This window comes from Arthrobacter sp. OAP107, assembly GCF_040546765.1.
GTDB lineage: Bacteria > Actinomycetota > Actinomycetes > Actinomycetales > Micrococcaceae > Arthrobacter.
Map to the genome: position 1 here is coordinate 782,391 of NZ_JBEPOK010000001.1, position 19,528 is coordinate 801,918.

The 19,528-nt window shown below is 65.6% G+C and carries 28 protein-coding genes; 9 read left to right on the plus strand and 19 right to left on the minus strand.

Annotated elements, in window-relative coordinates; genetic code table 11:
- Positions 1 to 37: 37 nt before the first annotated feature.
- Entirely contained in the window at positions 38 to 970 is a 933-nt protein-coding gene (locus ABIE00_RS03595) for an alkaline phosphatase family protein (protein WP_354256824.1), read from the plus strand.
- Here ABIE00_RS03595 and ABIE00_RS03600 read toward each other — a convergent pair.
- Complete coding sequence (locus ABIE00_RS03600; RefSeq protein ID WP_354256827.1) at positions 907 to 1,389, minus strand: hypothetical protein; 483 nt, start codon at positions 1,387 to 1,389, stop codon at positions 907 to 909. The two genes, ABIE00_RS03595 and ABIE00_RS03600, sit on opposite strands and share 64 nt — an antisense overlap.
- Positions 1,390 to 1,483: 94 nt before the next feature.
- Here ABIE00_RS03600 and ABIE00_RS03605 point away from each other — a divergent pair, with 94 nt between their 5' ends.
- The gene (locus tag ABIE00_RS03605; RefSeq protein WP_354256829.1) at positions 1,484 to 2,047 is read left to right on the plus strand and encodes a universal stress protein; all 564 of its coding nucleotides are present in this window, start codon (positions 1,484 to 1,486) and stop codon (positions 2,045 to 2,047) included.
- Positions 2,048 to 2,149: 102 nt separating this feature from the next.
- Complete coding sequence (locus tag ABIE00_RS03610) at positions 2,150 to 2,437, plus strand: DUF6221 family protein (protein WP_331575978.1); 288 nt, start codon at positions 2,150 to 2,152, stop codon at positions 2,435 to 2,437.
- A 14-nt stretch (positions 2,438 to 2,451) separates the two neighbouring features.
- On the opposite strand, the gene ABIE00_RS03615 is transcribed toward ABIE00_RS03610, so the two are convergent.
- From ABIE00_RS03615 to ABIE00_RS03655, 9 genes are all read right to left on the minus strand, one after another.
- Positions 2,452 to 3,126, minus strand: a complete 675-nt coding sequence (locus ABIE00_RS03615) for a DUF6766 family protein (RefSeq protein ID WP_354256832.1) — start codon at positions 3,124 to 3,126, stop codon at positions 2,452 to 2,454.
- Positions 3,127 to 3,218: 92 nt separating this feature from the next.
- The gene (locus ABIE00_RS03620) at positions 3,219 to 3,647 is read right to left on the minus strand and encodes a hypothetical protein (RefSeq protein ID WP_354256834.1); all 429 of its coding nucleotides are present in this window, start codon (positions 3,645 to 3,647) and stop codon (positions 3,219 to 3,221) included.
- Positions 3,634 to 4,242, minus strand: a complete 609-nt coding sequence (locus ABIE00_RS03625) for a Rho termination factor N-terminal domain-containing protein (protein ID WP_354256836.1) — start codon at positions 4,240 to 4,242, stop codon at positions 3,634 to 3,636. The genes ABIE00_RS03620 and ABIE00_RS03625 overlap by 14 nt, the downstream gene beginning before the upstream one ends.
- A 126-nt stretch (positions 4,243 to 4,368) precedes the next feature.
- Positions 4,369 to 4,596: a hypothetical protein gene (locus ABIE00_RS03630; RefSeq protein ID WP_354256838.1), complete on the minus strand. Its 228-nt coding sequence runs from the start codon at positions 4,594 to 4,596 to the stop codon at positions 4,369 to 4,371.
- Entirely contained in the window at positions 4,593 to 5,327 is a 735-nt protein-coding gene (locus ABIE00_RS03635; RefSeq protein ID WP_354256841.1) for a GAF domain-containing protein, read from the minus strand. The genes ABIE00_RS03630 and ABIE00_RS03635 overlap by 4 nt, the downstream gene beginning before the upstream one ends.
- 122 nt (positions 5,328 to 5,449) lie before the next feature.
- Positions 5,450 to 6,211, minus strand: a complete 762-nt coding sequence (locus ABIE00_RS03640; RefSeq protein WP_354256843.1) for a GAF and ANTAR domain-containing protein — start codon at positions 6,209 to 6,211, stop codon at positions 5,450 to 5,452.
- A gap of 297 nt (positions 6,212 to 6,508) precedes the next feature.
- Positions 6,509 to 7,150, minus strand: coding sequence for a DUF3618 domain-containing protein (locus ABIE00_RS03645; RefSeq protein ID WP_354256846.1), 642 nt, complete (start codon positions 7,148 to 7,150; stop codon positions 6,509 to 6,511).
- Positions 7,147 to 7,578: a phage holin family protein gene (locus ABIE00_RS03650; protein WP_354256849.1), complete on the minus strand. Its 432-nt coding sequence runs from the start codon at positions 7,576 to 7,578 to the stop codon at positions 7,147 to 7,149. The genes ABIE00_RS03645 and ABIE00_RS03650 overlap by 4 nt, the downstream gene beginning before the upstream one ends.
- Positions 7,575 to 8,459: a hypothetical protein gene (locus ABIE00_RS03655; protein ID WP_354256851.1), complete on the minus strand. Its 885-nt coding sequence runs from the start codon at positions 8,457 to 8,459 to the stop codon at positions 7,575 to 7,577. Before ABIE00_RS03655 ends, ABIE00_RS03650 begins: the two co-directional genes overlap by 4 nt.
- A gap of 180 nt (positions 8,460 to 8,639) precedes the next feature.
- Between ABIE00_RS03655 and ABIE00_RS03660 the strand changes: the two genes are divergently transcribed.
- Both ABIE00_RS03660 and ABIE00_RS03665 read left to right on the plus strand, forming a co-directional pair.
- Complete coding sequence (locus tag ABIE00_RS03660; protein ID WP_354256854.1) at positions 8,640 to 9,386, plus strand: GAF and ANTAR domain-containing protein; 747 nt, start codon at positions 8,640 to 8,642, stop codon at positions 9,384 to 9,386.
- A 33-nt stretch (positions 9,387 to 9,419) separates the two neighbouring features.
- Positions 9,420 to 10,883: a protein adenylyltransferase SelO gene (locus ABIE00_RS03665; protein WP_354256856.1), complete on the plus strand. Its 1,464-nt coding sequence runs from the start codon at positions 9,420 to 9,422 to the stop codon at positions 10,881 to 10,883.
- A gap of 5 nt (positions 10,884 to 10,888) precedes the next feature.
- Here the strand turns inward: ABIE00_RS03665 and ABIE00_RS03670 are convergent, their stop codons facing one another.
- Positions 10,889 to 11,044, minus strand: coding sequence for a hypothetical protein (locus ABIE00_RS03670; protein WP_003802478.1), 156 nt, complete (start codon positions 11,042 to 11,044; stop codon positions 10,889 to 10,891).
- Positions 11,045 to 11,267: 223 nt separating this feature from the next.
- Positions 11,268 to 11,981, minus strand: coding sequence for a GAF domain-containing protein (locus tag ABIE00_RS03675; protein ID WP_354256860.1), 714 nt, complete (start codon positions 11,979 to 11,981; stop codon positions 11,268 to 11,270).
- 334 nt (positions 11,982 to 12,315) lie between these two features.
- On the opposite strand from ABIE00_RS03675, the gene ABIE00_RS03680 reads away from it, so the two are divergent.
- Positions 12,316 to 12,891 carry an ArsR/SmtB family transcription factor gene (locus tag ABIE00_RS03680; RefSeq protein WP_354256863.1) on the plus strand — a complete coding sequence of 192 codons (576 nt, stop codon included), beginning with the start codon at positions 12,316 to 12,318 and terminating at the stop codon, positions 12,889 to 12,891.
- Between the two features lie 304 nt (positions 12,892 to 13,195).
- On the opposite strand, the gene ABIE00_RS03685 is transcribed toward ABIE00_RS03680, so the two are convergent.
- From ABIE00_RS03685 to ABIE00_RS03710, 6 genes are all read right to left on the minus strand, one after another.
- A complete protein-coding gene (locus ABIE00_RS03685; protein WP_354256866.1) occupies positions 13,196 to 13,576 on the minus strand; it encodes a VOC family protein in 381 nt (126 codons plus the stop codon).
- A gap of 293 nt (positions 13,577 to 13,869) precedes the next feature.
- Positions 13,870 to 14,301, minus strand: coding sequence for a response regulator transcription factor (locus tag ABIE00_RS03690; protein ID WP_354256869.1), 432 nt, complete (start codon positions 14,299 to 14,301; stop codon positions 13,870 to 13,872).
- A 170-nt stretch (positions 14,302 to 14,471) separates the two neighbouring features.
- A complete protein-coding gene (locus tag ABIE00_RS03695; RefSeq protein WP_354256872.1) occupies positions 14,472 to 14,909 on the minus strand; it encodes a hypothetical protein in 438 nt (145 codons plus the stop codon).
- 2 nt (positions 14,910 to 14,911) lie between these two features.
- Positions 14,912 to 15,169, minus strand: coding sequence for a hypothetical protein (locus tag ABIE00_RS03700; protein WP_354256874.1), 258 nt, complete (start codon positions 15,167 to 15,169; stop codon positions 14,912 to 14,914).
- A gap of 156 nt (positions 15,170 to 15,325) precedes the next feature.
- Positions 15,326 to 15,826, minus strand: a complete 501-nt coding sequence (locus tag ABIE00_RS03705) for a hypothetical protein (protein WP_354256877.1) — start codon at positions 15,824 to 15,826, stop codon at positions 15,326 to 15,328.
- 48 nt (positions 15,827 to 15,874) lie between these two features.
- A complete protein-coding gene (locus ABIE00_RS03710; RefSeq protein WP_354256880.1) occupies positions 15,875 to 16,246 on the minus strand; it encodes a DUF7793 family protein in 372 nt (123 codons plus the stop codon).
- A gap of 489 nt (positions 16,247 to 16,735) precedes the next feature.
- On the opposite strand from ABIE00_RS03710, the gene ABIE00_RS03715 reads away from it, so the two are divergent.
- From ABIE00_RS03715 to ABIE00_RS03725, 3 genes are all read left to right on the plus strand, one after another.
- A complete protein-coding gene (locus tag ABIE00_RS03715; protein ID WP_354256883.1) occupies positions 16,736 to 16,981 on the plus strand; it encodes a hypothetical protein in 246 nt (81 codons plus the stop codon).
- Positions 16,982 to 17,094: 113 nt separating this feature from the next.
- The gene (locus ABIE00_RS03720; protein WP_354256887.1) at positions 17,095 to 17,463 is read left to right on the plus strand and encodes a VOC family protein; all 369 of its coding nucleotides are present in this window, start codon (positions 17,095 to 17,097) and stop codon (positions 17,461 to 17,463) included.
- 30 nt (positions 17,464 to 17,493) lie between these two features.
- Positions 17,494 to 17,904, plus strand: coding sequence for a VOC family protein (locus ABIE00_RS03725; RefSeq protein ID WP_354256890.1), 411 nt, complete (start codon positions 17,494 to 17,496; stop codon positions 17,902 to 17,904).
- A gap of 106 nt (positions 17,905 to 18,010) precedes the next feature.
- On the opposite strand, the gene ABIE00_RS03730 is transcribed toward ABIE00_RS03725, so the two are convergent.
- On the minus strand, positions 18,011 to 19,477 hold the full coding sequence (locus tag ABIE00_RS03730; RefSeq protein WP_354256892.1) for a sugar porter family MFS transporter: 1,467 nt from the start codon (positions 19,475 to 19,477) through the stop codon (positions 18,011 to 18,013).
- Positions 19,478 to 19,528 lie beyond the last annotated feature (51 nt).

Genomic DNA, 19,528 nt, shown 5'->3' on the forward strand with positions numbered 1-19,528 from the left:
TTCACCGGCCGCGGCAACAAGGCCGGGACACATCTTCGTGATCAATCTGGAGAACAAGTCCTTCCGCGACGTCTGGAACGACCAGTCTGACGCGGAATATCTGTCCCGGACCCTGCGTCCGCAGGGCGTGCTGCTGAACCGGTATTACGCCGTCGGGCATTCGTCCCTTCCCAACTACATCGCCCAGATCTCGGGGCAGGGCCCTAACCCCGCCACAGAAGGCGACTGCCCCATGTATAAGGCGTTCGACTCGGCCGGCACTGGGTCGCTGGGGCAGGAGCAGGGCAGTGGCTGCGTGTACCCCGGGTCGGTGCAGACGGTTGCGGGCCAGTTGGCTGCCGCCGGCAAGACCTGGAAAGCGTACATGGAGGACATGGGCGATCCCTGCCGCCATCCGGATCCGGGCGCCAGGGATCAGGACCACGCTGCCCAAGAGGGCGACCAGTACGCCACGCGGCACAACCCGTTCGTGTACTTCACCGCGATCACGTCCTCACCCGAGTGCCGGCGCAACGACGTCGACTTCTCCCATCTCGCCGCCGATCTCAAGAGCGTGGCAACAACACGGAACCTGTCCTACATCAGCCCCAATCTGTGCAACGACGGGCATGACAGCCCCTGCGTAGACGGGCGGGAGGGCGGTCTGGTCTCGGCCGACGTATGGCTCCGCAAGCATGTTCCGGAGATCATGGCTTCCCCGGCGTACAAGCAGGACGGGATGCTGGTCATCACCTTCGACGAGGCAGAAGGGAAGGAAAGTGCGGATGCGGCGCTGCCCGGGGGAGCGGCGGGCGGACTGATTGGGACGCTGGTGCTGTCACCGCTGGCCAGGGCCGGCACCACCTCGGACCGTCTGTACAACCACTACAGTCTGCTGGCCAGCATTGAGGATGCTTTCGGGCTGCCCTACCTGGGGAACGCCGCCGCGCCCGGGCTGAACCGCTTCGGATCCGATGTCTTCAGCCGCTGAACCAGCAGAAACACCAGCAGCGCCGCCGCAACGTGCGCATACAGCAGCACGTGCAGCGGCTGGGTGGGGACGCCGGCCAGCAGGAGGCCGGGGCCGGTGAACTGGACGGGCTCCGCGTGTCCGTGGCCGCCCACGGCACCGCCCAGCGTGGTGGCCAGCGGATCGGAGAAGAAGGCAAAAGCCCAGTGAATGGCCTGCTGTCCCACGCCGGCCAGCACCAGCAGCGCCCAGTTCGGCACACCGATGCGGATGACCACCGTGCCGGCCAGGCTCAGCAGCGCGGCGGTGGCGACGACGATCGGCACCGCAGGCACGGGATGCCCGGACACAGCGTGGATCAGCAGGCCCAGGACAACACTGACGGCCCCGAAGAGCCAGCCGGCAACGGCAAATTGCGTGCGACCTCCACGTTCCGCCATGCGCCCATCCTCCACCAGGTTGCCCGCCGGTGCCAGAGGCTCCTAGTAGGCTGGCAATGAGAGTTCTCCCTATCTGCCGTAAGGACAGCGTGGAATGGCAGCACTCATGAACGAGCCAGCGAAGAAGGCCGGGCTTCCAGGCGGTGAGGGCGAATTCGTCCCCCAGCGGATTGCCGGCCCGGTGGTGGCCGGCGTCGTGCCCGGGCAACCGCCCGCCGTCGTGCAAAGCGCCGCCCAGCTGGCCTACTCCCTGAACGTCAAGCTCATTTGTGCCTATGTGGACATCACCTCCTACCTCAGCAACGAGCGTGACGACCAGGACCTTCTGCAAACCGCGGGCCAGGAGGGAGCCGTTGACGACGTCGAGCAAACCAGCGCACGCCTCAGGGAGCACCTGCAGGCTGTCCTCGGCAAGGCCGGGATCCGCTGGTCGCTGCTGACCCTGGTGGGCGAACCCGCGCGGGCGCTGGCCCGGCTGGCCGATTCTGCGGATGCCTCGGTCATTGTGGTGGGCACGCGCGAAGGCAGCGTGGGCGCCCGGCTGGAGCAGGTGCTGCTCGGCTCGGTGGCCGGCCACCTGACACACTGGCAGACCCGGCCGGTGGTTGTTGTTCCGCTCGCCCCGCAGCGCCGGCACCGCCCGAAGGAGGACGCGTGACGCCTTTTCGACGCGACTGAACTGACGCGACTGAACCGACGCGACTGACGGTCCAGAGCACCGACACCATCCACCCACCAAGATGAATGCGAGGGACTTCCCATGGCCGACCTGATCGATTTTCTGGAAGCGCGGATCGCTGAGGACGAGGCGGATGCCCGGCGGGGGCTGGAGACGGAGGGATCGGCGGGACCCGCCGTCGGGTGGTTCCATCCCGGACGCGTGCTTTCAGAATGCGCGGCCAAGCGGAAGATCCTGGGCAACGTCCCGCTGGTCACCGATGTTCCCACCGCCATCGGTGCCACGAGCGAGTATGTCCTGATGTCCCTCGCTGCCGTTTACAAGGACCATCCGGATTACCAGGAAGGCTGGGCCGTCGACGGGCTGTGAGGCTCGAACCGGCGCTAGCCCGTGGTGCCCGTGTCGTCGTGCGCCGAACCCACGGGCTTGGACTCGGGTGAGCCGCGCTGGCGGAGGTAGATCGAGAGGACCACCATGGAACCGACAGCGAGAAACTCGGACTGCCAGTTCTGCAGGGTACGGTTCCAGAACTCAGGCGAGACGATGTACTCCGCCCAGCTGACGGGCTGCTGGAAGTTCTTGATCTGCTCCTGGTTGTAGTTGCTGCTTCCGGCGATGGACTGGGCCAGCCACGACAGGAGGAAGATCAGCCCCATCGTCACCCCCAGCGAGTTGGAGTAGACGGTGCGCCGCCAGCCGGAAACGCGGGCCCACTTGGGTGACTTGGCGTTGCTGAACTCGCCCACCAGCTGCTCCCTGTCCGACTCCGGGCCGGACTCGTTCAGTTCCTTGGACTCGGGGGATCCCTTCTGTACGAGCCAGATGGTCGCGAAGATGTACAGCAGAAACTGCAGGTATTCGGACTGCCAGTTTTCCGAGACGTCCACGGCGAAGTTCGACGACGTCAGGTACTGTCCGAAGCTGATCTCCTCCAGTCCGGAGGCCACCTGCTCCTGGTTAAAGAGGGCATGGCCGGTGAGTGCCTGACCCAGCAGGGCCAGGAGGAAAATCAGGCCGAAGAAGAGGCTGAGGCCGTTGTTTCTGAGTGCCTTTTTCACGGTCCGCCTATCCCCGGACAAGCCCGACGGCGACCATATAGGCCAGTCCGCCAAAGATCAGGACGAGATACAGCGCAAAACTCCAGCGCATGCTATTTGCCTCCTACTTCGCAGGTGTACGGCGCTTCTTCCCCGTTGGGGGTGCAGCCTGCGCCCGTAACTCGCCAACCGCCCTCGGATTGGGCCAGGAAGACGGTGTCGTGCTCGAACTCAACGAAGGCGTCGCGGCCGTACTGCTCTGTGCTCAGCAGCTTTCCCGGGTCCGGGATCTTCGCCTTCTCGAGCTGGCTCTCGCACGTGCCGGCGTCACTGGACCGCGCCGTCTCCTTCCGCGTCTCGGACTGCAGCAGCGAGCAGGCCGCCGTCATGTTGGAGCCGGCCATGTCCCGGTGGAACGCTTCGGCTGCCTCTGCCGCCTGCGTTCCGTCAGCGGCGGCACACCCGGAAAGCAGGCAGCCCGAAAGCGCGAGCACAGCGAGGAGCCCGGACCGCAGGCACCTGCCAGCCCTAGGCGTCTTCACGTTCCGGATTTTCTAGCCGGAAGAAGTTGGACTGCGTTCCGTCAGTGCGCTGTTCCTGGTAGATGAAATTGAGATGACGCCCGTCAAAAGTTTTGAACCATTCCTCCCAGCTCACACGGCGCAGATTGGTGTCGTCGCCGCCAAAATCTATCCGCAGCACGCCCAGATGATCACCGTGTTCCGTACCTTCAACCGTGGCCGGAACTCCGCCGCGCTCTTCGGCCCACTGCCTGATGACCTCGTGGTGGGTCGTGGCGAGGCTGCGGCCCTCTCGTTCGGGTTCATCCTCAGTGGAGGTGACCTCCTGCGAATACTTCAGTGAGCTGGATGAGGCGTCCCCGTGCCGGATCTTGCCGCCTTCCGGCCCGGCGCCCAGATCATCGGGGTCGGATTCGGCGCCGCCTTCGCTGTTGTCTGCGCCCTGGGACCGGGCGTTGGCAACTTCCCTCACCAGTTCCTCCTTCCGCATGCCGGAAGATCCGCTGATGTTCTCGTCCTTCGCCTCCTGGCGGAGCTGATCCACCTTCATCTCCCGCAGCTCGCTTTCGCTGACATTGGGGGTGTCCGGCGTCTGGTTACCCGGCTCATCACTCATGGCAATTCCTCCTCATGCAGGGACAGCACCAGTTACTAAGGGTACTTATTGTCTAGCCCGTGCAATGAGTGACGTCAAGGTGGCGCGCCTGCGGGGCGCCCGCCCAAAACCTGACGCTGTGGAGGTTCAGTCCGTGCCGGAATTGCCCAGTTCGTAGATTGCGTGGTCAAGCAGGTCCCGCTGGATGGGGCGGAGCATGTATGAGCCGTGGAGGTAGGCGTCAATTTCCATTGCCCCGGCATCGCCGCCAATGCTGAAGTAGTGTATCCAGAGTTCATCGACGTCAAGGTCGGACTGCCGGAATGCCTGGGCTGTCCGGTCCCTTTGGGCCTCTCCATCAGACTCGGAGGTCATGGCGCCTGCGGGCCGAGGTCCGTTGCCGGAGCTATGATCCCTTGGGCCAGCTCGCTCAGCAGCAGGTTTTCCGTGCGGGCGCGGCTGATCATGGCCTGCATGGCTTCCCTTTCGTTCACCTGGAGCCGTTCCATGAGGGCACCCTTGGCCATGTCGATCAGGCTCCGGCTGTGCAGTGCGCCCTTGAGGGATTCGCTGAGCTGCGCGGCCCGTTCCCTGGTGTGGATGTTGGACAGCATGAGTGCTGCGGGCTGGGCGAGGAGTGCCAGGACCTGTTGGCTGTGCTGATCAAAGGCGTGGGCCGTATCTGCGTAGACCTTCAGGGCTCCGATGGCCTCGGCAGTTCCGTTTCCTGTGGCGTCCGGCAGCAGGAGAGGGACACTGATACAGGACAGCAATCCGAGCGGGGCACTGGCTCTGGCCCACTCCTGCCAGCGGTGCTCCCGGCGAAGGTCATCCACAACGACTGCTTGGGCGCTGGCCCAGGCTGCAAGGCATGGTCCCTCTCCGAGGTCGTACTGCAGTTGGTCCGCCTGCTTCACAAGGCTGTTTGTGGAAGCTGTGCTGGTTGGCCGGCCCTGGTCGTCGAAGAGTGTAGCCCCTGCGCCCACGCTGCCGGCCAGGCTTTCATGAGCGGCTTGGGCTATGTTGGCCACAGCCCGGTCAACCGCTGGTTCCGTGAGGAGCAGGCCCGTGACCCGGGCGAAGATCTCGGGCAGCTCGCCTGCCATTGGGTGCTTTCGCGTCACGGGCTGGCCTCACAAGTCATCAGTGTTGTGAACATCCCCTTGGGGGAGACATTCGGCAGGTGATCTCCATACTAATCCCGGCCTTACCGACGACGCCGGTGGACTTACTGACGGGGCCCGCCATCAGCGGAGGGATCCGGGAGCGCGGCACCGTTGAGGATGTCATTGGCGATCTGTTTCAGTTGCTGCTTGCTTGACCGTGCCATTTCATGCAGTAGCTTGGCGGCTTCTTCCCTGCTCCCGCGGGTCTGGGCCATGACGAGGCTCAGGGCCGCGTCGATTACCGCCCGGGACTGCAGGGCCGTGTGCAGGCCGTCCTGAGGCGCGGGTAGGCGGTGTACGCGAAGCGCCAGGCGGAGGATACGGGACAGCGACGCGCTGTAGGATTCCACTGCCGATACATTCGCGGCGCCGAACGTGGAGGTGCTCAGGGCGTAGCAGTTCAAGGCGGCTGCAGCGCTGGGCCCTGCGTCAATGGGAACTGCAAGGACTGACCGAACCCCTTCATTGGTCACCGCCTGTGAGTAACGCTGCCACCTCGCCGACGTTCCAAGGTCCTCGACCAGAACGGTCCGGCCTTCCCTCAGTGCCGTCAGGCAGGGGCCGTCGTCGAACCCGTACTGCTTTTCATCCATCTGCCTGGCTTTATCGCTGCTGCTGGCCACGGTGACAGGCCGGCCGTCGCGCTCGACGGTAATCGCACACAGCATCGGTTCCGGTGCTGCGAGCTTCGATGCCGAGAAAACGGTCAGCTCAAGCAGGAATTCGTCAAACCCGGGACTTTTCAGCAGCAGGTCCTGCAGCTGCTCGGGCGTGGGTGCCTGATTTTGCCCGGATGTCGGCAGATGGCCTGACTCAGCGGCCATGCGATGCCCCGATCCACGTGGAGCCGGATGACCGGCCCGTATTTACCGCCGGATTGCTGTCTCCGGAACGATCGTGGACTGGTTGCCTCCACGGCCAATGACGTGATGAACGGGCCGATCGCAACCTCTGTGTCCGGCTCGCAGGATGCCTGGCCGGAATATCGCATCGCCTTCACTTTCGAGCCTACTCCCTATGGGCCGCCCAAGATACTGCAGTAGGTACACGCCGGACCGCTACATCCGTATGTCACGGGCGTAGCGGTCCGGTGATGTCGCATGGGCCAAGCTCAGGCCCGCTCAGGTGTTTTGGACGCGGTCTTTGGCGTCGGTGGCTGTTGCTTTGACGTCCTGGGCGGCGGTTTGGCCTTCGTCTTTGACGTGTTGGGCGGCGTCGGTGGCGGTGGCCTTGACGTTTTCCATGGCTTCCTGGGCGGGTTCTTTCCAGCCTTGGGCCATGTCCTTGGCGGCTTCGGTGAGTTGGGTGGTGACCGGTTCGGCCGCGGTCTTGAGGGCGTCGGCGGCTTCGCGTTCCTTTTCGCTCGGGGGGATGAGGGAGGAGACGAGGAGCCCGGCGCCGAACGCGATCAGCCCGGCGGCGAGGGGGTTGCCCTGGGTTTTGGCGGCGACCTGCTGGGGTGCGTCGGCGATTTTCTCGCCGGCGTCGTGCAGAGCGTTGCCGGCGGCGTCGGTGGCCTGGTGCATTCCGCTGGTGGTGGAGTGGGCGGCGTGGTGCAGGCTGCCGGTGGCGCTGTGGGTGGTGTGCTCGGCGGTGCCCATGACTTTCTCCTTGACTCCGAAGACGGCGTCCCTGACTTTGCCGGTCTGGCGGTGGACGATGTTGGAGGGGGTGACTTTGTCGGCGACGGCGTCCACGTTGGTGCCGAGGCGGGCGCGGGTGGCTTCGATGTCGGCGCGGATGGCGTCCGGGTTCTCACTCATCGGTGGTCTCCGTTCGGTTTGAGGGTGGGCGGGATTTCCCGTGCTGTTTCGACGGTTTGGGGCATGCCTTTGATGGTTTTGAGTTCCTTGCGTCCCATGGAGGCGAGGATCGCGGCGATGATGCCCCAGAGGACGGCGACGACGACGGCGGACCAGCCCAGGCCCATGAGCTCGCCGAGGGCGTACCAGAGGGCGATGGAGAGGAACAGGAGCACGAAGTGCCCGGCGATGCCGGCGCCGGCGAGCATGCCGCCGCTTTTGCCGGCGCGGGTGCCGGACTGTTTGAGTTCGGCCTTGGCGAGTTCGATTTCCTGCCGGATCAGGGTGGACAGGTCCCGGGTGACCTCGCCCAGGAGGTCACCGAGGGAGGTGGTGTCGGCCTTGGCGTGCGCGGCCGTCTGTGGGGCATCGGGTATCTGGCTGCTCACAGGGGACGCCCCCCGCCCTCGGTATAGGGGTCCTCGGGATCCCGCAGCGGAACGCCTGCCGAGCCCGGTGCGTCAAAGCCTGGACGCGCCGGCTCACCGTAAACGGTCTCCGCATAAGTGGTCGGGGTTGCCTGGGGTGCGTCATAGAGGGGAGCGGCCGGTGCTGCCGTCAGGCTGCTTTCCGTGACCGGCGGCTGGACGGGGTACTGGGGCAGGGTGCCGCCGGTGGATCCGTAGCCGGCTGCGGTCCCGGTTTCCGGGGCGCCGGCCTGCAGGCTGCGGCCGAGGCGTCCGGCGAGGAGACCGGCGCCTGCCGCGAGGAGCAGGAAGGTGCCGGGGCGCTGGCGGGCGAAGGACTTGACCTCGTTCAGCAGTGAGCCCGGGTCCCGGTTGTCCAGCCAGGATGCGACAGATTCGGAGCGGTCGGCTGCCTGGCGGATGAGGTCCGCGGCCACGCCCTGCTGGTCCGGCGCGTCGGCCATGGTGCGCAGCTGCGAGGAGATGTTGCGGATGCCTTCGGCGGCCTTGGCCTGCTGGGTGCCGGCCTGGTCGGTGAGGTCCGACTTCGCCTGGTGCAGCAGATCGCGGGCGCTGTTCTTGGCTTCATACGCCACGTTCTTCGCCTCGGTCTTGGCCGTCTCGGCCACATTCTGGGCGGCCCCGGCGGCGTGGCCGGCCACGTTCGCGGCCTCATCCTTCGCGACGTCCTTCTTTGCGGAACCGCCATCCTGGTAGCCGGTGGTGCCCGTGTAGTCAGTGGTGCCCGCGCCGGTGGTTCCGTAGCCGTTGGTGCCCGCTCCAGTTGTGCCGTAGTCCGTGGTGCCCGAGCCGGCGGTGCCCAGGCCCGTGGTCTCGGTGCCGAATGGGTTCTCGGTCATCATTGCTCTCTTTCCTTTGAGGGTTAGCTGCTGCTGATGAACCAGCACTCAGCAATAGTAAGCATGATTACCATCCAATAGTAAGTACACTTCCTACATGAGTTGAAAAATTGGCACCGGAGTTGAAAAGCCTTGCGGGGCGTAGTCTGGCAGTAGGAGTTGGTCTGTTGAAACGAGGCTGCTATGGGCGATCAAGCCCGTGCGTGGGACCGTCAGGACGTCGCGGTACGGCTCCAGGAACTGGTTCTGGAGAGCCTTGATGTCGGAGATTTCCTTGGGGAACTGGCTGAGTACGCCGCGGCCTTCTTCTCGGCACCCGGGATCAAAGTGCGGTGCGCCTTCACCGTCCTCCGGAGGAAGAAATCGGCCACGGTGGCCAGCAGCGATGCGCAGGCCCGGATGCTTGACGAAGTCCAGTTGGCGTTTGGCGAAGGTCCCTGCCTGGTTGCCATGCAGGAGATGTCTACCGTTCATGTGCCGGACGTAGACACCGAATCCCGTTGGCCTGCATATATGTCGGCCCTGGCCGGCCATGGTGTGGGTTCAATCCTCGCGGTGCCGCTGGCGCTGGAGGGCGAAGCCCGGGCCGCGCTCAACCTCTTTTCGCCCCGGCCGCACGGATTCAGCGGTGAGGACATCACCGGCGGGGAAGAATTCGCAGCCCAGGCCTCCAAGAGCCTTCGGCTTGCCCTCCACATTGCCCAGCTGACTGAGGCGAGAAACAACCTCACTGCCGCCATGCGGTCGCGCACCGCAATAGACATTGCTACCGGAATCATCATGGCCGAGAACAGGTGCGGCCAAGAGGCCGCCCTGCAGGTCCTTAAGACGGCATCGAGCCTGAGGAACGTGAAACTGCGTGACGTCGCAGTGTCGGTCGCCGCCTCGGTCTGCGGCGATTCCGCGCTATCCACCCACTTCGATGAATGAGCTGGCCTGTCGGCATCGCCTTATGCTTGAAAGATGAGCGCTAAAGCCGCATCAACCGTTACCTTTGAGCGCCGCTTCGCCACGGAGCTGGCAGAGATGGCCATCCCCTGGAAGGCGGAGGAGGTGCCTGCCCCGAGGCTGCTCGTCCTGAACGAGCCGCTGGCCGCCGAGCTGGGCCTGGACCCGGAGATCCTGCGGAGCCCGGAAGGGCTCCCGCTGCTGATCGGCAACGCGGTCCCCGACGGCGCCACTCCGGTTGCGCAGGCATACTCCGGCCACCAGTTCGGCTGGTTTGCGCCGCGGCTGGGCGACGGCCGCGCGCTCCTGCTCGGTGAGATTTCCGACGTCGAAGGCCGCCTCCGCGACATCCACCTGAAGGGCTCCGGCCGCACCCCCTTTGCCCGGGGCGGCGACGGTTTTGCCGTTGTGGGGCCTATGCTGCGTGAATACATCGTCAGCGAAGCGATGCACGCCCTGGGCATCCCCACCACACGGTCACTCGCCGTCGTGGCCACCGACCGTTCCGTCCAGCGGGAGACGGTGCTGCCGGGTGCGGTGCTCACACGCGTCGCAAGCAGCCATCTGCGGGTGGGAAGTTTCCAGTATGCGCGCGTTGCCGGCGAGGAAGGGCTCCTGCGGCGCCTTGCGGACCATGCCATCGCAAGGCACTATCCCGATGCGGCGGCGGCGGAGAATCCGTATCTCGCCCTGTTCGAAGCGGTGATCAGCGCGCAGGCGTCACTGCTGGCCCAGTGGATGCTGGTGGGCTTCATCCACGGCGTCATGAACACGGACAACATGGCCATCTCGGGGGAGACCATCGACTACGGACCGTGCGCCTTCATGGACGCCTTTGACCCGGCCACCGTCTACAGTTCGATCGACGAGACCGGCCGCTACGCCTACGCCAACCAGCCGCTCATTGCAGAGTGGAACCTGACACGCCTGGCGGAGGCAATCCTGCCGCTGTTCGACGGGGACGAGGAGTGGGCGGTCGCGCTTGCCCAGGAGTCGCTGGGTGCTTTCCGCGAGCAGTACAGCGCCGCCTGGCTGGCCGGCATGAAGGCGAAGCTCGGGCTCGACAGCGGCGTCGTTGACGACGTGGCTTCGCCCCTGATTGACGAGATACTCGGGCTTCTTCGGGAGGGGCGCGTCGATTACACGTCGTTCTTCCGCCGTCTCGGAACCGCAGCCCGCGGCAAGGATGAGCCCGCGCGAAACTTGTTTCCTGAACCGCAGGCCTTCCTGGCGTGGGCCAGGCGCTGGCGGGCCCTGAATCCGGATGCGGAGACGATGGACCGGGTCAACCCGGCGTATGTACCCCGCAACCACCTTGTTGAGGAGGCACTCGACGCTGCGACGAATGGCGACCTTGATCCGCTCCGGCGGCTGCTCGAAGCGGTGACGGACCCGTATCGCGAGCGTCCCGGCGTCGAACGTTATGCAGAGGCCGCGCCGGAAAGCTTTGGCCCCTACAGGACCTTCTGCGGAACCTGAGTGGGTTAGCTGGCGCCGGGGTGCACCAGCGTGTCCGGATCCAGCTCGCTCGCCGGCGCGTCGGACAGTCCCTGCGGCGTAAGGTCCAGGTCGTCCAAAGCGGTCATGGCTGCAATCGGGGCGGCGTTCAACCCGGCGCCCGGGGCGATGGTGTTAGTCATGGTTATCTGTCTCCTGAAGTGAGCGGGGCGGTGCATTGTGTGCTGACTCGCTATTTTCCTTGGAAACGTTGCGCGTGCCAAAGTTGCGCGGGGAAGGCGATTGGTGTAGTCCGATCCGGATTGTGTCAGTCCCGGGCGTGCGGCGGAAGGGAATGGACGACGCCGGCACCCCCTAATGTGCAGGCCGAAAGGGCCAGGGCGGAGGCAGTTTTGTGACGGTCGGTTACACCTCGTCGCCGTCGATGATGTTCTGGGCGAGTCGGTGCAGCGGCTCGTTGCGGCGCCGGGAGGCGCTGATGAGCGTGGCCAGCGCCTGTTCGCGGCTGACGTGGAGGCGCTCCATGATGATCCCGGTGGCCGTTCCGATGGCATCGCGGGCGCCGAGGGCGCCGATGAGCCCGTCGCTGAGGCGTTCTGCGGCGTCGCGGGCCTGGGCGTTGGCAAGCATCAGCGCAGCAGGACGCGCCAAGAGTTCAATCAGGCGGACGGCTTGGGGATCGAAGCCATCGGGAACGGGGGAGTAAACCTTCAGGGCGCCGATGGCGCCGTCGGGAGTGGACAGCGGCGCGCTGACCACCGAGCGCAACGGCAGATCGGTGGTGGCCCGGCTCCAGGCGGGCCAGCGGTGATCGGTACGGCTGTCCGCCACCGTAACGGTTGCCTGCTGGGCCCAGGCCGTAAGGCACGGGCCCTGTCCAAGGTCGTACTGGAGCTGGTCTGCCTGCATGACGTCCGGATCGGTGGAGGCTGTGCTGGTGCGCCGGCCGCGCGTATCCATCAGGCTGACTCCCGCACCCCAGGTCCCGGGGATGGCTTCCTTCAGGCCATGGGCGAGCGCCGAAACTGCTTCGTCGACGGTTTCGTGGGTCAGTAAAAGGTCGGCGATCCGGGCGGTGAGGGCCGCCAGCTCGTCGGCGAGGGGCAGGTTGGCTCGCATCAGGACCTGGCTGATACTCGGTGCCGGGACGGCCCGCGGGGCCCGAGCCGGCACGGCGGCAAAATTCCCGGCCGTGCAAGGGTGGAGGCTGCTGAAGGAGGCACTCGCGTTCGTTCCTTTCCCGGGCCGCGAGTGCCGTCCGGGAGGCAGACTGCAGCGGCGAACGTAATAAGACGATTATCTCAGCGGAAGGCGCGCGCCGCGAGGGGTGCGGGCCTTTTTATATGCAGCGGATCGACCGGGAACGTACTGACCGGGCAAACACGAGCTTCTGTAATCATTGTGCGAGAGGATAATCGCTTACAAGGACGTGTTTCCCCACATAGGAGCGACGGTGCTCGGACTGACTGGATCCGCGGAACGGGTCGCGGCCGCTGAAGCGGAGTTGTTCAAGGCGCTGGCGCATCCCGCCCGGGTCCGGGTCCTGGCTGTGCTCACGGCCGGGCCAGCGTCGGTGCCCGATCTGTGTTCGGCCACCGGGCTCAAGCCCTCGCACCTGGCCGGGCAACTCGCCCAGTTGCGTGCCCAGCACCTTGTAACCGGGCGCCGCTCAGAGGGCAAGCTGCAGTACTGGCTGTCTTATCCCCAGATTGCAGACCTGCTCTGGGCCGCTGGATCAGTCCTTAACGCGCGGGCTACGGCTGACGCGGACGGCCTTTCCGGCACCGGCGTACCTGGCGCAGGTTCCGGACCTGCTGATGAGGTGATCCGGACGGATGAGTCCGTGGCGGTACTGGAGGAGTCCCTGGCCAGGCGGGCGTTGATAAGCAACGCACTGCGTTCCGTCAGCGCTCGCACCGGCCGTAGCGTCGAGGAAGCGCTGGCGGGACTCCTGACCGATGCCCGGGAACGGAACCTTACCCTAACTGAAGTTTCCGTCGAGACCGTGGCAGGCCGCCGGAGCGAGTGACGTTAGGCGGTCCCGGCGCCCAGAAGTGCGGGTGCCTACGTTTCACGCACTAAAGGTTAGCGCTCTTGACGGGCTGGCGGCACTGGGCGAGACTCGTGATTGAGGAATTGATGAATTCATCATTTTTTCAATCCTCTCCATTGGGGGCCCTCTGCTCCGGGCAGGCGCAGAGGGGCCGGAGCGTCGCGGGGCGGGTAAATCACTTCACCGTCCAGGGGGCCGCGGAGTAGACGGAAAGGGGCCGGAACAGCGTGGTTCCGTCCCCTTTCCGATTGCCACGCGGATACAGCGCGGCCCAACTGCGTCACTGCGGGCGTTCGAACAGGCTCAAGATATTGCCTTCACTGTCCAGGAACCAGGCGGCCTTGCCGCCGTCGGCCGTGGCAATCCCGTTCTCCGTTTTCAGTCCCGGAAAATCGTATTCCTCGAACACGACGCCGCGGCTCCGCAATTCCTGAACGTCGCGCTCGACGTCGTCCGTTACCCAGCCCATCTGGGTGTTCCTTGCGGTGCCAGCGTTGTCCGTTTGGTAGACCAGGAACCTGGTGCCGTTGCCGCATTCGTACATCACGTTGTCATCTGCGGGTTCCATCGGCTCCAGTCCCAGCTTGTCCCGGTAGAAATCCTTCGCCCTGCCCACGTCCTTCGCCGGAAGCACGGCCGCGATTGCTATGTCCTTGAGCATGACAGTTCACTCCTCGTTGAGTTGATGGCGATGGTTCCCCTGATCGGTGCCGGGAACGGACTGGCCGTTCGTGCCGGGGCCGCGTCGCCGCCCGTTTCGCCGACAACCGGGCGGCCACCTGGGACCCTGCGGTGCCCGTCTTGCGTCGCCGGGCGAAGGTCCCCGAAGTTCATGGGGACATTATGGGACCGAAGTGCCACCTGCGGATATAGGGCGCGGAGACGGGAAAGCACGACGGCGGCCGGCCGGGTGCCGTGGGCCGTGCGGTGCCGGGCACCCGGCCGGCGAAGGTGCTAGGCGCGCGACTCAAGGCCGTGCGCCGTCAGCGGACCCACGGGGCAGAGCTTGTTGACCGTCTCCGTGAGTTGCCGCGGACGGAAAGGCTTGATCAGGTAGGCGGCGGCCCCCGACGCCATGCCGGCCATCTCGTCGTCGAGCTCTGCCCGGGCGGTGATGAACAGCATCGGCGCGTCGGAGCGGGCGCGGATATGCTGCGCCACCTCCAGTCCGTCCATGTCAGGCAGGTTGAGGTCCACCGTCACCAGGGCGGGGTGGTGTTCCCACGCCGCGGCGACCCCATCGGCACCATTGCCCACGGCATGAACATCGAATCCGATCCGCGTCAGAATCAGTGTGAGCAGATCGCGAATATCCTGGTCATCCTCGATGACCAGGCAGAGCCCCCGTGAACCCAACGTGCCCCCCGGCCGGTAGTAGGTGTGCACAGTGTAAGGCGGCAACCTCAAGAAGCGCACGCCCGGGCACGAAAAAGCCCCGCACCATTGTGAAGGCGGTGCAGGGCTTTCCGGGGACGACCATCCGCATGGGGGAATAGGATGGGGCCCCGCACAAAGTTACCCGTGCGTAGGTTTGTCCTTCAACTGTACGATTCCCGTTATTCGGGCAGTTCCATCTGGAAACCGCACGTACACCTGAGGACCCGGGTGGACAGGTAAACATCCAGGGTGTCGTCAGCCGCGCCTTCTGTGGACAGCGGCGCGGACAGCCTGCGGACCTCCGATTCGGCCTTGGCCATCGGCTGCCCGCAGTGCATGTAATGGCCGCCGAAGATCAGCACGTCCCCCTTCTGCTCGCGGCGGCCCAGGACTGCGGACAGCTCCGCCACCTGCGCGGGATGTTCGCTGAAGCGCCGGCACCGGCTGCAGGTGTAGGCAACCAGGACGACGTCAGTGGGACAGTCGGGGATATTCATCACCGATCTGATGGTCAGGTAGCGGTCGGTGCCGCAGTTGGTGCACCGCACCGGCAAAACGCGGGCCCGGTTGGCGCCGTCGGCGCCATCGGAGCGGAAGTCGGGGGATCTGAGTGACATGGTCAGCTCGCAAGCGGGTAGCTGGCCAGGATGTAGTCGGCTGCGGCGCGTCCCTTCATCCGGCGCCGGGTGCCGCGGAGGTTGACCCTGCACCGGCGCATGGCGGCCCGGAAGGACGCGTCGGATCTGGGCGGCAGTCCCTGGATCAGGCACCAGCTCGTGTACAGCCCGTACAGGCAGTCGGGCCCCAGCGGGCTGTCGGTGTCGGGAGCGGGGGAGGTGGCGTCGGAAAGGAATTGCTGGAAATGCGAGGGGGCCATGTCAGGCTCTTTCCTCAGGTGCATGGTGGCCGCCGTGAGGCTGCAGCGGCAAAACCTTCGGGTGCTGCACAACACCGGAAGGGGTCCCCTGCGGAAAGATCGCGCAGGTTCCTTAAACGAACTTACCTCCCAGTAGCTCGGTTGTACATAGGACCGTCATGGCCCAGGCGTGCACTCCGGGGGCCGCGGGCCGGCCAGACGAGCACGGTCAATCGCGACGAGTGCCACCGCGCTGGCAGCGAGGCGGAGGGCATTGATGCGGTACCACCGGGCCAGCAGCGGCTTGCGGCGCATCTCACTGAGCGGCTTCGGGCCGAAGAAGAGCGGTGGATTCACGGACCGGAGCAGGTAAGCCGTGGCCGCGCTGCCGGCTGCCGAGGCGGCCGCTGCCGTGACCAGCCACGGCCGGCCGCCCGGGCGGTTCCATCCTGCGGCAAGTGCGAGTGCGGCGGCCGGGAAAGTCACGGGAGCGAACGGCGCGTAGTAGCGGCCGGGGCTGCCGGTCCCCAGCGGGGACCTGCGCAGCCCAAGACCGTCCCCCGAGCCGGAAACGCGGTGCGGAACTTTGACCACGGCCTCGTAGAGGTTCCCGAAAAACCAGTGCGCGTGCGTGAATTCGGCGGCGGCCAAACTTACCTCAGCCAGTCGCTTGTGCATGTCCCTTGCTCCAGGCTCCATGGCCATAACGTACAGCAGGAGCGGACGCTATGCTCCTGGTTGCGGGCGTGTCCGGAGCCAGTCGAGTGCTTCCTCGGTGTCCGTGAAGTACTGGTTTGGGCATTTCGGCAAGGTGAGCCCGACGAGCCGGTGGGCCACGAGCCGGTCCACCGGGGATTGCCCCACGAGGGCCAGGGCGGTGACGGTGACTGCCTGGGCGTACTGGACCATGGCGTCCCTGTCGATCATGGCCACTCCGGCCAGGCGCAGCAGCACGCCCGCCGGCTGTCCGTTGAAGACCGTGATCAGCTGGTTTCTGACGATCGAACTGTGTGCGGCGGTAATCCGCACTCCCGGCTGGAGCGTGATCCCTACCAGCCCGTCGTCGATCCGCTCAACGGCGGCGCTCTGTGGACGCACGAACCCATCTCCCCCCGGACGAAAGCACACATGGGCCCCTTGCCACGACGGAACAACCGTGCGGCCTCACGTGCATAAGAGAATAGCAAACATGGGTGCCCTGGCTGTTGTGGGGCCGGCGGCGGACTGGGTTAGGCAGCCAGGTCCCGGAGGGTGGACCAAGGGCCACCGCCGCCGACCTGATTAGAGTTTCCGCTTTCGTCCTTGTAAGAACTTTGGAGTTCCCTTGGACCGGCACGGGGGAGCGGGGGGTTCCGCGGGGATCGCTCCAAGGTGTCCCAGCTATTTCCCCATGTCAGCGGGCCATAGTGGCAGTGTCCTGAAGGAAACGGAATCCGCGCCCCGAACCTTCAGAACTGCCGGGTCCGGACGCACTCCCCCCTCACGCGCTGGACCCGGCAAAACCCTCCCCAGACGCGTGGAAAAATGACAGGGCGTGTTAGAGCCGACGTTCACAGGCTGTTCACCCCGAGCTGGTTCCATTGATACATGGACGCGAACGCTGGCAACGATCACGACGCCGACCTTCCGGCGCTGTGGGAAATGCTGACCCCGGGGGCTGCGGCGGAGATCCGGAAACCGGGCCGCCCGGCCCGAACCGGACTTGCCGGCAGTGTGCCCCTTGACGGCTCGGTCGTCTTCGCCTGGCTCGATGGGCAGTCGTCCCGCGGGCTGCATTTTGCCGGAGACCCGCTGGTGGTCCTGCCGGAACTGGAGCACACGGAGGCCTACTAACGCTGCATCAAGCGGGTCCCGGTGTCACCGGAGCGACTGGGACGGATCACCCGGTTCGCGAGTACCATCGGAAACATTCAGAGCCCGGAGAGTTCCGGAGACTGGAGCGGCACATGCAACTCGGCGCTTTCTCACTCAGCCTCGCTGTCAAGGACATCGCGGCCTCCGCGGCTTTCTACGAGAAGCTGGGATTCACCAGGTCCGGCGGCGACATCGGCCAGAACTGGCTGATCCTGCGGAACGGGCAGACGGTGATCGGCCTCTTCCAGGGCATGTTCGAGAAGAACTCCCTGACCTTCAACCCAGGCTGGAACCAGGACGCGCAGCAGCTCGACTCGTTTACCGACGTGCGGGACCTCCAGCGCCAGCTGAAGGACCGGGGCATCCCCTTCGTTGCTGAAACCGGCGGCGGTGCGGGGCCGGGCAGCTTCATCGTGGTGGACCCCGACGGCAACCCCGTCATCGTGGATCAGCACGTCTGACCCGGATGTCATCTATGGAGGAGAAGGGAAATGTCCAATAACCCTGAGGATCTGGTCAGCGTTAAGGACTTTGTCAGCGTCCGGTACATGGTGGACGACGTCGAGGCCGCCGTCGGGTTCTACACGAAGCACCTCGGCTTCACCGTAAGAATGAACGCGGCACCGGCGTTTGCCGACGTCGTGCGCGGCCAGTTACGCCTGCTGCTCAGCGGGCCCACCAGCTCGGCGGGCAGGCCAATGCCCGACGGCGCAGTCCCGGCGCCGGGCGGATGGAACCGGATCCATCTCATCGTGGCGGACATCGCAGCCGAGGTGGACAGGCTGCGGTCCGCGGGCGTTCCTTTCCGGAACGAGATTGTGAAGGGACCGGGCGGCCAGCAGATCCTGCTGGAGGATCCGGCTGGCAACGTCGTCGAGCTGTTCCAGCCTGCAGATGCGTAAGCGCCGATAGCGCCGAAGCCTCGTCCGCTGGATTCGGGTGAATCCAGCGGACGGGGCTGTGCGGCTGGAGGCTCCGGGCGGGCCATAGCGCCGAAGCAAGGAGCTGTTAGTGGGCTGCCGTCGCCGGAGTCTTGTGGACCAGGTAGATGGCGCCGGTGGTGACGTCCTCCTCGAGTGCCTCGAGGGTGCGGCCGCGGGTTTCCGGGACCTGGGTGTAGATGAAGATCAGGGCCAGGATGCCCACCACACCGAACATGAAGAACGTTCCGGTGATGCCCACCGATGCCACGAGGGTCGGGAAGAACAGGCCCAGGAAGGCGTTGGCGATCCAGAGGCAGAAGATGGAGACGCCGATCGCGAAGCCGCGGATGTGCAGCGGGAAGATTTCCGAGAGCATCACCCAGACGGCGATGTTGAGGAACGTCTGCATGGAGCCGACGAAGGCAACCACCAGGAAGAGGATCACAAAGGGCCGTGCCGGGTTGCCGACGGGAAGGGCGATGGAGGCGATGCCGATCAGGAAGTGGCAGATGGTGGTCAGCGTGAAGCCGAGGAGCAGGGTGGTGCGGCGGTTGACGCGCTGCATCATGGTGAGCGCAATGACGCCACCGACGACGGCGATGACGCCGGGGGCGATGTTGGCGATGAGGGCGCCGCTGGAGCTGAAGCCGGCCTCAACCAGCACGGACTGGCCGTAGTACATGATCGAGTTGATGCCGGTCAGCTGCTGCGCCACGCCCAGTCCGATGCCGACGAGCAGGATGCGCAGGATCCACTTGTTCTTCAGGGCGCCCCAGCCGGACAGCTTCATTTCCTTTTCCTCGTCGGCAAGGTGCTTGACGTCTGCCATCTCCGCTTCAGCGCGGTCGGATGAGCGGATGGTCTTGAGTACGGACAGGGCTTCCTGGGTGCGGCCCCGGGAGATGAGCCAGCGCGGGGACTCCGGCATGCGGAGCATGCCGAGGAACAGTGCCACGGCCGGTACCGCGGCAACAGCGAGCATGAGGCGCCAGACGCCGCCGAACTCGCCCCAGAGGTTGCCGATGATGGCGTTGACCACGAATGCGGCGAGCTGGCCGATGACGATCATGAGTTCGTTGCGGCCGGCAAGCGAGCCGCGGATCTCGTAGGGAGCGAGTTCTGCGAGGTACACGGGGACCACGGAGGAGGCGCCGCCGACGGCGAGGCCGAGGATCACGCGGCCGACCACCATGACCTCGAAGTTCGGCGCGAACACGCAGGACAGGGCGCCGACGAGGAACAGGACGGCGAGCAGGATGATCGTCTTCCGGCGGCCCCAGGTGTCGGAGAGCCGGCCGCCGCCGACGGCACCGGCCGCGGCGCCGAACAGCAGGGAGCTGGTGACGATGCCCTCGGTGATCGGGGTGAGGCCGAGATCGGCGGTCATTGGCCGGAGTGCGCCGTTGATGACACCCGTGTCATAGCCGAACAGCAGGCCGCCGAAGGTTGCCACCATGGCGACCATGCCGAGGCGCTTGCGGTGCGGGCCGTTCGTGAGCGGCGGCAGCGAGGGCGTATGCGCGCCGTCGCGCTGGGCTTGGGTAGCAGACATAAGGACTCCTTTGTCTCAAGTTTGCGGGGCCTGTGCCCGCGGTCACATCTA